Origin of the sequence: Paraburkholderia sp. C35 (assembly GCF_003121405.1) — a bacterium.
Lineage (GTDB): Bacteria > Pseudomonadota > Gammaproteobacteria > Burkholderiales > Burkholderiaceae > Paraburkholderia.
Map to the genome: position 1 here is coordinate 1 of NZ_QBUY01000053.1, position 14061 is coordinate 14061.

Below are 14061 nucleotides of genomic sequence, written 5' to 3' on the forward strand. Positions count from 1 at the left end.
ACAGGGCCGTAGGGGGCCCGCAGGCAAGAAGAAGTGTTGGCGGTGTTAGCCCGCTTTCTTTTGCCTACTTTTCTTTGCGGCGGCAAAGAAAAGTAGGTGCCGCCCCTCACAGGGGCAACGCATGAAGCACCAGTAACAAAAAGCGGATGCCAGCAAATACCCCAAACAATCAACCCCCAACACCACTCCAAACCAAAAACTAAGCATTTCCACCCCTCGTACAGACTTATTATTTCGGTAAAAATCGAACGCAACACCGGATCGGTCGTTGTGCGCACATCGAATCCGGCGATTCGACAAAAAAAACCAGAAACTGCCGCGCACATGGAGATCCGCAATGAGTTCAACACTAGCCAGCACGGCGGCGCCTAGCCGTTCCAACACCTGGCGCACGATCGTCGCCGCATCGATCGGCAATGCGCTGGAATGGTTCGACCTCGTGGTCTACGGTTTCTTCGCCGTCATCATCTCGAAGCTGTTCTTTCCGTCAGGCAACGACACCGTGTCGCTCCTGCTCACGCTCGGCACCTTCGGCGTGTCGTTCTTCATGCGGCCACTGGGCGCGATCGTGCTTGGCGCCTACGCCGACCGCGCCGGACGCAAGGCTGCCCTCACACTCTCGATCCTGCTGATGATGGTCGGCACGCTGATCATCGCCGTATTGCCCACCTATCAGTCGATCGGCCTCGCAGCGCCGCTGATTCTCGTGGTCGCACGGCTGATGCAAGGTTTCTCGGCGGGCGGCGAGTTCGGCAGTGCCACGGCCTTCCTCGCCGAACACGTGCCCGGCAGGCGCGGCTATTTCGCCAGTTGGCAGATCGCCAGTCAGGGACTGACCACGCTGCTCGCCGCGCTGTTCGGCATGGTGCTGACGGGTAACCTGTCGCCGGAGCAAATGGCGTCGTGGGGCTGGCGCGTGCCGTTCTTCTTCGGCCTGCTGATCGGACCAGTGGCGTGGTACATCCGCACGAAACTCGATGAAACGCCCGAGTTCCTCGCCGCCGAAACCACGCAGACGCCTATCCGCGATACGTTCGCCACCCAGAAGCTGCGTCTGTTCGTCGGCATGGGCATCGTCGTGCTCGGCACGGTGTCGACCTATCTCGTGCTCTTCATGCCGACCTTCGCGATCAAGCAACTCGGTCTCGCGCCGTCCGTGGCGTTCGCGGCGATCGGTCTGATCGGCGTGATCCAGATGGTGTTCTCGCCTGTCGTCGGGCATCTGTCCGACCGCCACGGACGCGTGCGCATCATGCTCGTTCCCGCGGTGTTGCTGTTCCTGCTGATCTGTCCTGCCTTCAGCTATCTTGTCGCGCACCCGACCTTCGGCGCGCTGATCGCGATGCAGATCGTGCTCGGCTTTCTGATGACGGCATATTTCGGCTCGCTGCCGGGACTGCTGTCCGAGATTTTCCCCGTGCAGACGCGCACGACGGGTATGTCGCTCGCCTATAACATCGCCGTGACGATCTTTGGTGGCTTCGGGCCGTTCATCATCGCGTGGCTGATTCAGGCGACGGGCATGAAAATCGCGCCGAGTTTCTATCTGATGTTCGCCGCCGTGCTGAGCGTGATTGCGTTGCTCGCAGCACGGAGCAAGCTCGGCTTCCGGTGATGGCTGCACCGCCGTAAACGACAAAGGCCGGTTCATATCGAACCGGCCTTTTTTCTTTGCTGCTAAAAGTATCAGACGCTTTGCGCGATCAAACCTGCGCGCCCGCGTTCGGATCATTCGGATCGTGGCGTTCCTTCTTGTCCTTGATCAGGTCTTCACGCTTCACGCCGAACCACATCGCCAGCGCTGCCGCGACGAACACCGACGAGTAGATACCGAACAGAATACCGACCGTCAGCGCGAGTGCGAAGTAGTGCAGCGTCGGGCCGCCGAACAGGAACATCGTCAGCACCATCATCTGCGTACAGCCGTGCGTGATGATCGTACGCGACATCGTGCTCGTAATGGCGTGGTTGATTACCTCGATCACGCTCATCTTGCGTTCGCGGCGGAAGGTTTCGCGAATCCGGTCGAAGATAACCACGGACTCATTCACCGAGTAACCGAGCACGGCCAGCACGGCAGCCAGCACCGACAGCGAGAACTCCCACTGGAAGAACGCGAAGAAGCCAAGAATGATGATGACGTCGTGCAAGTTCGCGATCACGCCCGCCACCGCGTACTTCCATTCGAAGCGGAACGACAGATAGATCACGATGCCCGCGACCACGCACGCGAGCGCGAGCAGGCCGTCGGTGGCGAGTTCCTTGCCGACCTGCGGACCGACGAATTCGACGCGCTGCAATTGCGCATTCGAATCCTGCGACTTCAGCGAAGCCATCACCTGATCGCTCTGTTGCGCAGACGTCAGACCTTGCTTGAGCGGCAGACGGATCAGCACGTCGCGCGAGGTGCCGAAGTTCTGCACCTGCGCGTCACCGTAACCGATCTTCGACAGCGTGTCGCGCACGGGTTCGAGCGGCACGGCGTTCGGATACTGCACTTCGATCACAGTGCCGCCCGTGAACTCGACGGACAGATGCAGCCCGCGATGCAGCAGGAAAAACACGGCAGCGATGAACGTCAGCAGCGAGATCGCGTTGAAGATCAACGCGCGCTGCATGAACGGAATGTCTTTACGGATGCGGAAAAATTCCATGTTCTCTTTCTCCGGGACTCAGCGGGATGAACCCGGTTTGTTCGTGCCACCTGACGCGTTGCGGTTGCGCAGCGTCGGCTTGGCGGCGCTGGCCTTCGCGCCGGCCGCGGCCTTCGCCTTGGCCTTCTGCTTCGGCGCTACCGTTGCAGCCATGGCGCGAGCCGTGTCGGTTTGCGTGTCCGCGTTGTCGAGGTAAGCGGCAGCGCCTTCAGCGGGAGCGGGCTTCCACACCTGACCGATCGCAAGCGATTGCAGCTTCTTCTTGCCGCCGTACCACAGGTTCACGAGACCGCGCGAGAAGAACACAGCCGAGAACATCGACGTCATGATGCCGATACAGTGCACGACAGCGAAGCCGCGCACCGGGCCGGAACCGAAGGCGAGCAGCGCGAGGCCGGCGATCAGCGTGGTCACGTTCGAGTCGAGAATCGTCGCCCATGCATGCGCGTAGCCGCTCTGGATAGCCAGTTGCGGCGGCGCGCCGTTACGCAGTTCTTCACGCACGCGCTCGTTGATCAGCACGTTCGCGTCGATGGCCATACCGAGCGCCAGCGCGATAGCGGCGATACCCGGCAAGGTCAGCGTGGCCTGCAGCATCGACAGCACGGCGATCAGCAGCAGCAGGTTGACCGACAGCGCGATCATCGAGATCAGGCCGAACAGCATGTAGTACGCGATCATGAAGACCGCGATCGCGGCAAAGCCCCACACCACCGAGTGGAAGCCCTTCTTGATGTTGTCCGCGCCGAGGCTCGGGCCGATCGTGCGTTCTTCGATGATGTCCATCGGCGCAGCGAGCGAACCGGCGCGCAGCAGCAGCGCGAGATCGGTTGCGGCTTGCGGCGTCGGCTGGCCGGTGATCTGGAAGCGGTCACCCAGTTCCGACTGGATCGTCGCAACCGTCAGCACTTCGCCCTTGCCCTTTTCGAACAGCACCATCGCCATCGGCTTGCCGATGTTGTCGCGCGACACGCTGCGCACGGCACGGCCACCCGCCGAATCCAGACGGATGTTCACGGACGGACGCTGATGCTCGTCAAAGCCCGCCGATGCGTCGATGATGCGGTCGCCCGTGAAGATCACGGCCTTGCGCAGCAGAACGGGAACAGCATTGCCTTGCGTGAAGAGTTCGTCGCCAGCAGGGACGGGATCGTTCGGATTCGGATGCAGACCGTTCGGATCGGCAAGGCGCGCTTCGAGCGTCGCCGTGCGGCCGATGATGTCCTTCGCCTTTGCCGTGTCTTGCACGCCCGGCAGTTCGACCACGATACGGTCTGAGCCTTGCTGCTGGATCACCGGTTCGGCCACGCCGAGTTCGTTGACGCGGTTATGCAGCGTCGTGATGTTCTGCTTGAGTGCAGCGTCCTCGACCGTCTTCTGCACCGCCGGCGTGAACGTGCCTACCACCTGGAAGCCGCCAGCCGGGTTCGGCTGCGTCGCCCACTGAAGCTCGGCAACACCGGTTGCCAACTGCTTGCGTGCGCCCTCCGCGACGTCCTGATCGGCGAAATTGACCACCACCGTCTGGCCGTTACGGCTCACGCCGCCGTCGCGGATGCCCTTGTCACGCAGCAGCGTGCGTGCATCCGATGCGTCCGAATCGAGCTTCTTGTTCAGTGCGCCCGCCATGTCGACCTGCAGCAGGAAGTGCACGCCGCCGCGCAAGTCGAGACCGAGGTACATGGGCAGCGCGTGCAGCGCAGTCAGCCAGTGCGGCGACGCGCTCTGCAGATTCAGCGCAACGATGTACTGCGGATCGTTCGGGTCGCTGTTGAGCGCTTTCTGCAGCAGATCCTTGACGCGCAACTGCGTGTCGGTGTCCTTCAGACGCACGCGGATATTCGCGTTTTGCGTCGAGTTGTCGAACGTGACATCGTCCGGCTTGATCTGGCTCGATGCGAGCGCCGCTTCGACCTGCGACAGCGTGGTCGAATCGAGCTTGACCGTTGCCTTGCCGCTCGACACCTGCACCGCCGGCGCTTCGCCGAAGAAATTGGGCAGCGTGTAGACGAGGCCGATGACGAGCGCCACCAGCATCACGGCATACTTCCAGAGGGGGTAACGATTCATGGAGTGGTCCAACGGGAGGTTGGCTTGAAAGCGATGCGTCCGGCGATGAGCGCGAGGAGGCGAAGCATGCGTGATGGGCTTCGATCGGCGCGAGGCCGCGCCGGACGCGAGAGAGCAGGCCTTACAGCGACTTCAGGGTGCCCTTCGGCAGAATGGTCGTCACCGACGCCTTCTGCACGGTGATTTCGGTGCCTTCTGCGATTTCGACGCCAACGTAGGCTTCACCCACCTTGGTCACCTTGCCGACGATACCGCCGTTCGTCACCACTTCATCGCCCTTCGCCATGGCGGAAAGCATGTTGCGGTGTTCCTTCTGGCGCTTCATTTGCGGGCGAATCATGATGAAATACAGCACCGCGAACATCAGAATCAGCGGCAGGAAGCTCATCAGGCTCGATTCGGCGCCACCTGCTGCACTGCCTTGCGCGAAGGCATCGGTAATGAACGACACGTTGGTCTCTCCGTTATAACAATCGAAAAAAATCAGCCGGTTATTCTACCACCGGCCATTTACGGGACGGCACCCGGAACGGGTTTTCCTGACGGGCTGTCAAGGGGTTTTTGCCGAGAATCCGAAAGTTAATTGTAATGTCTGCTGCGCTATGTGGGAGAACGGTTTTTTTACGCGTCTCCCAATGCTCCATTTACTTTAGTCCGTCCCACGCGCGCGGTTCTCGTGGAACAGCTTGCGGAAGGTGTCGAACATCTGCGCGTCGATCGCGTCGCGCATTTCCTGCATCAGCTCGAGGTAGTAGTGCAGGTTGTGGATCGTGTTCAACTGCGCGCCGAGAATTTCGCCGACGCGATGCAGATGGTGCAGATACCCGCGCGTGAAATTGCGGCAGGTGTAGCAGCCGCATTGTTCGTCGAGCGGACGCAGCGAGTTCTTGTGGGTCGCGTTGCGGATCTTGATGTCGCCGAAACGCGTGAACAGCCAGCCGTTGCGCGCGTTGCGGGTCGGCATCACGCAGTCGAACATGTCGACGCCTGCCGAGACGCCCGCCACGAGGTCTTCCGGCGTGCCCACGCCCATCAGGTAGTGCGGCTTGTCGGCGGGCAGCTTCGGGCCGATGTGGTTCAGCACGCGCATCATGTCTTCCTTCGGCTCGCCGACGGACAGCCCGCCTATCGCCAGACCGTGGAAGCCGATCTCCGACAGACCCGCCAGCGATTCGTCGCGCAGATCTTCGAACATGCCGCCCTGGACGATGCCGAACAGCGCATTCGGATTGCCGAGCCGGTTGAACTCGTCGATCGAACGTTTTGCCCAGCGCATCGACATGCGCATCGAATCGGCAGCGTCCTTATGCGAAGTCGCCACGCCGTTGGTCGCGTAGGGCGTGCATTCGTCGAACTGCATCACGATGTCCGAGTTCAGCACCTTCTGGATCTGCATCGACACTTCGGGCGACAGGAACAGCTTGTCGCCGTTGATCGGCGACGCGAACGTGACGCCGTCTTCGGTGATCTTGCGCAGATCGCCGAGCGAGAAGACCTGGAAACCGCCCGAATCCGTGAGAATCGGTCGCTTCCAGCCCATGAAATTGTGCAAACCGCCGTGCGCGCCGATGGTTTCGAGACCGGGACGCAGCCACAGGTGGAAGGTGTTGCCGAGAATGATCTGCGCGTGGATTTCTTCCAGTTCGCGCGGCTGGATCGCTTTCACGGTGCCGTACGTGCCGACGGGCATGAAGATCGGCGTTTCGATCACGCCGTGATTCAGCGTCAGACGGCCGCGGCGCGCCTGGCCGTCGGTTTTCAGCAGCTCGAATTTCAGGCCGTTGTCGGGGCGAACGTGGTCGCCGAGGTAGGCGCCGTCGGCGCGTGCAGCGGTGTGATGACCGTCGGTCATGTTTTGACTCCGTATGCAACCGAAGAACAGTTCGGCGCAATGTGATGTGCGCCGCCGGGAGGCTCCCGGCGGCGGGTGAGGGATTATGCGTTAAGCGCGTCTTCGCTGCGCGTGAGTAGCATCGCGTCGCCGTAGCTGAAAAAGCGATAGCGCTCGTCGATTGCATGCCGGTACGCCGCGCGGATCGTTTCGATGCCCGCGAACGCCGACACCAGCATCAGCAGCGTGGACTTCGGCAGATGGAAGTTCGTCACCAGCCGGTCGACCACGCGGAACTTATAGCCCGGCGTGATGAAAATGTCCGTCTCGGCGCTGGTTGCGGCGAGAGGCCTTCCAGCTTGGTCAGCATCGCGCGCGGCGGCTTCGAGCGCGCGCATCGAGGTCGTGCCCACCGCAATCACGCGATTTCCCCGCGCTTTCGTCGCAGCGATCTTGTCGACCAGCGATTGCGGCAGTTGATACCACTCGCTATGCATCTTGTGCTCGGCGATATTCTCGACGCGCACCGGCTGGAACGTGCCCGCGCCGACATGCAGCGTGAGCGTCGCGCGCTCGACGCCTTTTTCATCTAGACGCGCGAAGATCGAATCGTCGAAATGCAGGCCGGCCGTGGGTGCGGCGACGGCGCCAGGATTCTGCGCGTAGACCGTCTGATAGCGGGTTTCGTCGAATGCGTCGGGATCGTGCTCGATATACGGCGGCAGCGGCAGGCGGCCGAACTGTTCGATCAGCGTCAGGCAGTCGTCGGGGAAGTGCAGCGTGTAGAACGGCTCGACGCGCTCGCCGACGGTGACATCGAACGCGTCGGCCAGACGCAGCACGGTGCCTTCGCCCGGACTCTTGCTCGCGCGAATCTGCGCCAGCGCCGTGCGTTCGCCCGTCAGCCGTTCGACCAGCACTTCGATCTTGCCGCCGCTGGCCTTCTGGCCGAGGAAGCGCGCCTTCAGAACCTTGGTATCGTTGAAGACGAGCAGATCGCCGGACTCGATGCAGTCGGGCAGTTCGGCAAAACGCCGGTCGACGAGCGTCGCGGGCGCGGTTTGCCCATTCACTTCGAGCAGGCGGCTGGCGCTGCGCTCGGGCAAGGCGACCTGCGCGATCAGTTCGGGCGGCAGGTCGAAATCGAAATCGGAAAGCGTGAACATGCGGGCTGGCTTGAAGCGGTACTCAATGGAATTGCGTCTCGGGCGGAACGCGCTGCGGAGCATCAGCGTCTACGACAGCGCCCGTCGAGCGGCTATGATTGCGGGACATTGCCGCAGCGGCCCTGCGCGCGAGTGACTCACACACGCGCTGGCCGCGAAACTTCTGAAGCCGATATTGTACTTGCGAAGCGACTCATGCCTTTGTCCGATACCCGTTCACCTCTCGACACCGACGACGACAGCGCCCCGAAGAAGCGCCGCGCCGCCCGGAGCAAGGCGGACGCGGACGCGGCTCAAACGCCCGATGCGCCTGCCGCCGACGCCGCGAAAAAGCCCGTAGCGGCGAAGAAAACCACGTTAGCCAAAACCGCCGACAAGCTCGCAAAAATGGGCCTGACGCGCGATATCGACCTCGTCCTGCATCTGCCGATGCGCTACGAGGACGAAACCTCGCTGACGCCGATCGGCGAGTTGCTACCGGGCGGCGTTTCGCAAGCGGAAGGCGTGGTCTACGACAACGAGATCGCGTACCGGCCGCGCCGTCAGTTGCTGGTGAAAATGCGCGACGACGCAGGCGATGAACTGATCCTGCGCTTCCTCAATTTCTACGGCTCGCAGGTCAAGCAGATGGCAATCGGCACGCGCCTGCGCGTGCGCGGCGACGTGCGCGGCGGTTTCTTCGGGATGGAGATGGTGCATCCGGCCGTGCGCGTGGTCGATGAAGACACGCCGTTGCCGCAGGCGCTGACGCCCGTTTATCCGAGCACGGCGGGCGTGTCGCAGGCATATCTGCGCAAGGCGATCGACAACGCGCTGGCACGTACGTCGCTGCCTGAGCTTTTGCCGGAACCCGTCGCGCGCCAATACCTGCAACCGCTCGACGTGCCGCAACTGATGGACGCCGTGCGCACGCTGCATCATCCGAATTCGCATTCGGACGAAGCGGCGATGATCGACGGCACGCATCCGGCGTGGACGCGCATCAAGTTCGAGGAACTGCTCGCGCAGCAACTGTCGCTCAAGCGTGCGCACGAGGAGCGTCGCACGCGTGCTGCGCCTGTCATGCCGCGCAGTGAACCGGGTAATGAAGCCTCGTTGGTGACGCGTTTGTTGAAAACGCTGCCGTTCGGGCTGACCAACGCGCAGCAGCGTGTCTGCGCGGAAATCTCGCACGATCTGACCCAGCCGCATCCGATGCAGCGTCTGTTGCAGGGCGACGTCGGCAGCGGCAAGACGGTCGTCGCCGCGCTCGCGGCGGCTCAGGCCATCGACGCCGGTTATCAGGCCGCGATGATGGCGCCCACCGAAATCCTCGCCGAGCAGCACGCGCGGAAGCTGCGCGGCTGGCTGGAGCCGCTGGGCGTGTCAGTGGCGTGGCTGGCGGGCAGCCTGAAGACGAAGGAAAAGCGCAGCGCGATCGAAGCCGCCGCGCTAGGCACCGCGCAACTCGTGATCGGCACGCACGCGATCATTCAGGACGCGGTCGAATTCGCACGGCTGGGCCTCGTGATCGTCGATGAACAGCATCGGTTTGGTGTCGCTCAGCGGCTGGCATTGCGCGCCAAGGCGCAAAACGCCGCCGATGGCGCACGCGACTTCCAGCCGCATCAGCTGATGATGTCGGCGACGCCGATTCCGCGCACGCTGGCCATGACTTACTACGCGGATCTCGAAGTGTCGACCATCGACGAACTGCCGCCCGGCCGCACGCCGATCCTGACCAAGCTCGTTTCCGATGGCCGCCGCGAAGAAGTGATCGGTCGCGTGCGCGAGGCCGCGCTGACGGGCCGCCAGGTGTACTGGGTGTGTCCGCTGATCGAGGAAAGCGAGACGTTGCAGTTGCAGACTGCCGTCGAAACGTACGAAACGCTCGTCGCCGCGCTGCCGGAACTGAAGGTCGGGCTGGTGCACGGACGCCTCACGCCCGTCGAAAAAGCCACGGTGATGGACGCGTTCAGCCGCAACGAAGTGCAGTTGCTGGTCGCGACCACGGTGATCGAAGTGGGTGTCGATGTGCCGAATGCGTCCCTGATGGTGATCGAGCACGCCGAGCGCTTTGGTCTCGCGCAATTGCACCAGTTGCGGGGACGGGTGGGGCGCGGCAGCGCAGCGTCGGTGTGCGTGCTGCTCTACACCGGCCCGCTGTCGATGACGGCTCGCGCGCGTCTGCAAACCATGCGCGAAACCACCGACGGCTTCGAAATCGCCCGTCGCGACCTCGAAATTCGCGGACCCGGCGAGTTTCTCGGCGCGCGACAGTCAGGCGCGGCGATGCTGCGCTTCGCCGATCTCGAAAACGACGGCTGGCTGATCGAGCCGGCGCGCGAGGCGGCCACGACGCTGCTCGCGCAGTATCCGAACGTCGTCACGCAGCATCTGTTGCGCTGGCTGAATACGCGCGAACAGTATCTGAAGGCCTAGTGAAAGACGGGCGTGGAAGCGTTTCCGCACCGCACCATGCCTGATTCCCGCTTGAAGGTTGGCGAATTGGCCCCATAGGTGTATAACAGAAACCTATCGAATTCATCGCACTGATTGGTCCCCAATGACCCTCACAGAACTGAAGTACATCGTTGCCGTAGCGCGCGAGCGGCATTTCGGGCGCGCGGCAGAAGCGTGTTTCGTGAGCCAGCCGACGTTGTCCGTCGCGATCAAGAAGCTCGAAGACGAGCTGAACGTACAGATTTTCGAGCGCGGCACGAGCGAAGTCAGCGTCACGCCGATTGGCGAGCAGATCGTCACGCAAGCGCAGCGCGTTCTCGAACAGACGCTCGCCATCAAGGAAATTGCCAAGCAAGGTAAGGATCCGCTGGTCGGGCCGCTGCGTCTCGGCGTGATCTATACGATCGGGCCGTACCTGCTGCCTACACTCGTCAAGCAGATGATCAAGCGCGTCCCGCAGATGCCGCTGATGCTGCAGGAAAACTACACGCTCAAGCTGATCGAACTGCTCAAGCAGGGCGAAATCGACGTCGCCATCATGGCGCTGCCGTTTCCGGAAACGGGTTTGATGCTACGTCCGCTGTATGACGAGCCGTGCGTGGTCGCATTGCCGTCGGGCCACGCATGGGAGTCGCGCAACAAGATCGATCCAGGCGATCTGAAGCAGGAAACCATGTTGCTGCTCGGCAGCGGTCATTGCTTCCGTGATCACGTGCTCGGCGTGTGCCCGGAACTGATGCGCTTTTCGCAGAACGCGGACGGCATCCAGAAGACCTTCGAAGGATCGTCGCTGGAAACGATCCGGCATATGGTGGCGAGCGGCGTCGGTATTACGGTGCTGCCGCGCATGTCCGTGCATGAAGTGAAGCCGCACGCGGGCGGCGTCGATTCCGGGTTGCTCAGCTACGTGCCATTCGACGAGCCGGTGCCGGACCGCCGTGTCGTGCTGGCGTGGCGCAAGAGCTTCACGCGCATGCCTGCCATCGACGCAATCTGCGACGCCATCGCCGCGTGTGATCTTCCCGGCGTAAAAAAGCTGGATTTGCCAGCCGCCATCGCTTAAGCGTTAGTCCTGCGCGCATCGGCCGTTTCGAAGCCGATGCGCTCGCCGCCCTCTGCATGAGGCGGCCCTATCGAATATATAAAATTAATCAAATCGTCTAGTTCGATAGTTTTCTTTAAGATTTCCTCCATGGGTCGCCGAGATCCAACACGACAAACCGGAGGAAATCATGCAGCCGTCCACGTCTTCGCTGTTCCCGTCAGTTTCTCCCTCGCCGTCATCGCAGCAGGCCGCGCCGGCCGCTAGTAGCGCGTCCAGTTTCCGCTCGGTCGCGTTTGCACTGCTCGTCGATCGCGCGCTGTCCGCCTGACACGGCGCTGCACATCTCCTCATCCGAACACACCCCACACGCACATTTCAGAAACACCCGGAGAACAATATGTCTGAACGCAATCTCACCACCGCCTCGGGCGCACCCGTCGCCGACAACCAGAACTCGCTGACGGCTGGCCCGCGCGGCCCCGTCGCGCTGCAGGACGTGTGGCTGATCGAAAAGCTCGCGCACTTCGACCGCGAAGTGATTCCCGAGCGCCGCGTTCACGCAAAAGGTTCGGGCGCGTTCGGCACGTTGAAGGTGACGCACGACATCTCGCGCTACACGAAGGCCAAGGTGTTCGGGCAGGTCGGCAAGGAAACGCCGTTGTTCATGCGCTTTTCGACAGTGGCGGGCGAGCGCGGTGCCGCCGATGCCGAACGCGACGTGCGCGGTTTCTCGATCAAGTTCTACACGGAAGAGGGCAACTGGGACGTGGTCGGCAACAACACGCCCGTGTTCTTTATCCGCGATCCGTTGAAGTTCCCCGATTTCATCCACACGCAAAAGCGCGACCCGTACACGAACATGCGCAGCGCGACCAATGCGTGGGACTTCTTCGCGTATCACCCGGAGTCGTTGCATCAGGTGACGATTCTGATGAGCGATCGCGGCATTCCGAAGAACTACCGGCAGATGCACGGTTTCGGCTCGCACACGTATTCGTTCATCAACGCGGACAACGAGCGCTTCTGGGTGAAGTTTCATTTCAAGTCGATGCAGGGTATCGAGAATTTCACCGATGAAGAAGCCGCGCAAGTCGTCGCGCGTGATCGTGAGAGTGCGCAGCGCGATCTGGTCGGCTCGATCGATAACGGCGACTTTCCGAAATGGCGCTTCCAGATTCAGGTGATGCCTGAAGCGGACGCCGCGACGTATCGCTACAACCCGTTCGATGTGACGAAGATCTGGCCGCACAACGACTATCCGTTGATCGATGTGGGTGTGATCGAGTTGAACCGTAATGCGCAGAACTACTTTGCAGACGTGGAGCAGGCCGCGTTCACGCCGGCGAATGTGGTGCCGGGCATCGGCTATTCGCCCGACCGTCTGTTGCAAGGGCGTCTGTTCTCGTACGGCGACACGCAGCGCTATCGCCTGGGCGTGAATCACCATCTGATTCCCGTGAATGCATCGCGTGCACCGCATGTGCGGTCGTTCCATCGTGACGGCGGCATGCGCGTGGATGGCAACCTCGGCGGCAACGTGAACTATGAGCCGAACCGTCTCGGCGATTTCGCGCAGGACCGTAACGCAATGGAACCGCCGCTCGCGGCAGGCAATGTCGATCACTACAACCATCGCGAGGACGACGATTACTACAGCCAGCCGGCAGCGCTGTTCCGGCTCTTCGACGATGCGCAGCGCGAGCGTCTGTTCAGCAATATCGCGCGTTCGATCGAAGGCGTGCCTGCCGATATCGTCGCGCGTCAGGTCGAGCATTTCCGCAAGATAGATCCGGCCTATGCCGATGGTGTGATCGGTGCAATCGAGGCGCTCGCAAAAGCGAACGCGAAGTAACGATATAGAGAGTGAAGGGCGGCAGCGCAGCGCTGTCGCCCGTGAAGGAGAAAGATCATGGTGCAGATGGTGATGAACGCAGTTGGATTTCAGGCAGGCCGCGCAAGTCGTGCAAATAGCGCTGGCACTCGCAGCATCGCGCAACAGGTGCGCGCGCCGATGTTGTTTCAGAAGCTCGTGGGCTTCGCGATTGTGAGCAGTGGCTACGTGGCGATCGTCGCGACGCTGGTGCGCGCAGTTCACGGCTGACGTATCGCGCGGATGGCCATGCGTGGTCTGAAACGCACGCGCAGCGCGGCGATGGGTCTCGCGAACGGTTAGCGGTTCTACGCTAAACTGGCGGGCGTTCGAGCGTTGAACGATTGCACACGCGCAGTTCCGGGCATGCAGACCGGTTCAAATCACTCTTAAAAGGAGTCATCATGGCCAAGAAAGAAGCCGTACCGCACGTCAATATTGGTATCAGCGACAAGGACCGCAAGAAGATCGCCGAAGGTCTCTCGCGTCTGCTCGCCGATACGTACACGCTGTATCTGAAGACCCACAACTTCCACTGGAACGTGACGGGTCCGATGTTCAACACGCTGCATCTGATGTTCGAAACGCAGTACACGGAACTCGCGATGGCTGTCGATCTGATCGCCGAGCGCATCCGCGCGCTGGGTGTTGCAGCGCCGGGCAGCTACAAGGAATTCGCCAAGCTGTCGTCGATCGCTGAAGCGGACGGCGTGCCCGCCGCCGAAGACATGATCCGCCAGCTGGTGGAAGGCCAGGAATCCGTGGTGCGCACCGCGCGCGCGATCTTCCCGGTGACGGACGCGGCTCACGACGAGCCGACGGCCGACCTGCTGACGCAACGTATGCAGACGCACGAAAAGAACGCGTGGATGCTGCGTTCGATGCTGGCTTGATGATCGAGAAGGCTGTGTAGCGCTGACAGTGTCTGAAGCGTTCGCGGCCGCGTAACGAGATGCATCGATAAAAGCCCGGCGGGTGAGTGC

The 14061-nt window shown here is 61.9% G+C and carries 13 protein-coding genes; 7 read left to right on the forward strand and 6 right to left on the reverse strand.

All coding sequences use genetic code 11. The features are described 5' to 3' along the window. The coding region (locus DK391_RS44965) for a hypothetical protein (protein ID WP_204117439.1) at window positions 1-278 on the reverse strand (278 nt) is incomplete at its 3' end. Window positions 279-337: 59 nt separating this feature from the next. On the opposite strand from DK391_RS44965, the gene DK391_RS26285 reads away from it, so the two are divergent. Next, window positions 338-1615, forward strand: a complete 1278-nt coding sequence (locus DK391_RS26285) for an MFS transporter (protein WP_109480934.1) — start codon at window positions 338-340, stop codon at window positions 1613-1615. Window positions 1616-1703: 88 nt separating this feature from the next. Here DK391_RS26285 and secF read toward each other — a convergent pair whose 3' ends face one another. From secF to queA, 5 genes are all read right to left on the reverse strand, one after another. Next, on the reverse strand, window positions 1704-2654 hold the full coding sequence (secF, locus tag DK391_RS26290; RefSeq protein ID WP_109480935.1) for a protein translocase subunit SecF: 951 nt from the start codon (window positions 2652-2654) through the stop codon (window positions 1704-1706). A gap of 18 nt (window positions 2655-2672) precedes the next feature. Next, entirely contained in the window at window positions 2673-4724 is a 2052-nt protein-coding gene (gene secD, locus DK391_RS26295; protein WP_109480936.1) for a protein translocase subunit SecD, read from the reverse strand. 121 nt (window positions 4725-4845) lie between these two features. Next, window positions 4846-5175 (reverse strand): preprotein translocase subunit YajC, encoded by a 330-nt coding sequence (gene yajC, locus DK391_RS26300; RefSeq protein ID WP_028371880.1) that lies wholly within the window; start codon window positions 5173-5175, stop codon window positions 4846-4848. Between the two features lie 198 nt (window positions 5176-5373). Then, entirely contained in the window at window positions 5374-6576 is a 1203-nt protein-coding gene (gene tgt / locus DK391_RS26305; protein WP_109480937.1) for a tRNA guanosine(34) transglycosylase Tgt, read from the reverse strand. Window positions 6577-6659: 83 nt separating this feature from the next. Then, on the reverse strand, window positions 6660-7721 hold the full coding sequence (gene queA, locus DK391_RS26310; RefSeq protein ID WP_109480938.1) for a tRNA preQ1(34) S-adenosylmethionine ribosyltransferase-isomerase QueA: 1062 nt from the start codon (window positions 7719-7721) through the stop codon (window positions 6660-6662). 195 nt (window positions 7722-7916) lie between these two features. Here queA and recG point away from each other — a divergent pair, with 195 nt between their 5' ends. The 6 genes from recG (at window position 7917) to DK391_RS26335 (ending at window position 13971) form a co-directional block, all read left to right on the forward strand. After that, a complete protein-coding gene (gene recG, locus DK391_RS26315; RefSeq protein WP_109480939.1) occupies window positions 7917-10142 on the forward strand; it encodes an ATP-dependent DNA helicase RecG in 2226 nt (741 codons plus the stop codon). A 124-nt stretch (window positions 10143-10266) separates the two neighbouring features. Then, complete coding sequence (locus tag DK391_RS26320) at window positions 10267-11226, forward strand: LysR substrate-binding domain-containing protein (protein WP_109480940.1); 960 nt, start codon at window positions 10267-10269, stop codon at window positions 11224-11226. A gap of 169 nt (window positions 11227-11395) precedes the next feature. Further along, entirely contained in the window at window positions 11396-11536 is a 141-nt protein-coding gene (locus DK391_RS44425; protein WP_162600912.1) for a hypothetical protein, read from the forward strand. Window positions 11537-11605: 69 nt separating this feature from the next. Next, entirely contained in the window at window positions 11606-13060 is a 1455-nt protein-coding gene (locus DK391_RS26325) for a catalase (RefSeq protein ID WP_109480941.1), read from the forward strand. Between the two features lie 57 nt (window positions 13061-13117). Beyond that, window positions 13118-13309: a hypothetical protein gene (locus DK391_RS26330; protein ID WP_109480942.1), complete on the forward strand. Its 192-nt coding sequence runs from the start codon at window positions 13118-13120 to the stop codon at window positions 13307-13309. A gap of 173 nt (window positions 13310-13482) precedes the next feature. Next, window positions 13483-13971, forward strand: a complete 489-nt coding sequence (locus DK391_RS26335; RefSeq protein WP_109480943.1) for a Dps family protein — start codon at window positions 13483-13485, stop codon at window positions 13969-13971. The last annotated feature ends 90 nt before the right edge of the window (window positions 13972-14061 follow it).

Coding starts and splice junctions, on each gene's coding strand:
- recG (WP_109480939.1), top strand. CDS start 7,917: ATGCCTTTGTCCGATACCCGTTCACCTCTCGACACCGACGACGACAGC.
- secD (WP_109480936.1), bottom strand. CDS start 4,724: ATGAATCGTTACCCCCTCTGGAAGTATGCCGTGATGCTGGTGGCGCTC.
- DK391_RS26325 (WP_109480941.1), top strand. CDS start 11,606: ATGTCTGAACGCAATCTCACCACCGCCTCGGGCGCACCCGTCGCCGAC.
- queA (WP_109480938.1), bottom strand. CDS start 7,721: ATGTTCACGCTTTCCGATTTCGATTTCGACCTGCCGCCCGAACTGATC.
- tgt (WP_109480937.1), bottom strand. CDS start 6,576: ATGACCGACGGTCATCACACCGCTGCACGCGCCGACGGCGCCTACCTC.
- DK391_RS44425 (WP_162600912.1), top strand. CDS start 11,396: ATGCAGCCGTCCACGTCTTCGCTGTTCCCGTCAGTTTCTCCCTCGCCG.
- DK391_RS26330 (WP_109480942.1), top strand. CDS start 13,118: ATGGTGCAGATGGTGATGAACGCAGTTGGATTTCAGGCAGGCCGCGCA.
- secF (WP_109480935.1), bottom strand. CDS start 2,654: ATGGAATTTTTCCGCATCCGTAAAGACATTCCGTTCATGCAGCGCGCG.
- DK391_RS26335 (WP_109480943.1), top strand. CDS start 13,483: ATGGCCAAGAAAGAAGCCGTACCGCACGTCAATATTGGTATCAGCGAC.
- DK391_RS26320 (WP_109480940.1), top strand. CDS start 10,267: ATGACCCTCACAGAACTGAAGTACATCGTTGCCGTAGCGCGCGAGCGG.
- DK391_RS26285 (WP_109480934.1), top strand. CDS start 338: ATGAGTTCAACACTAGCCAGCACGGCGGCGCCTAGCCGTTCCAACACC.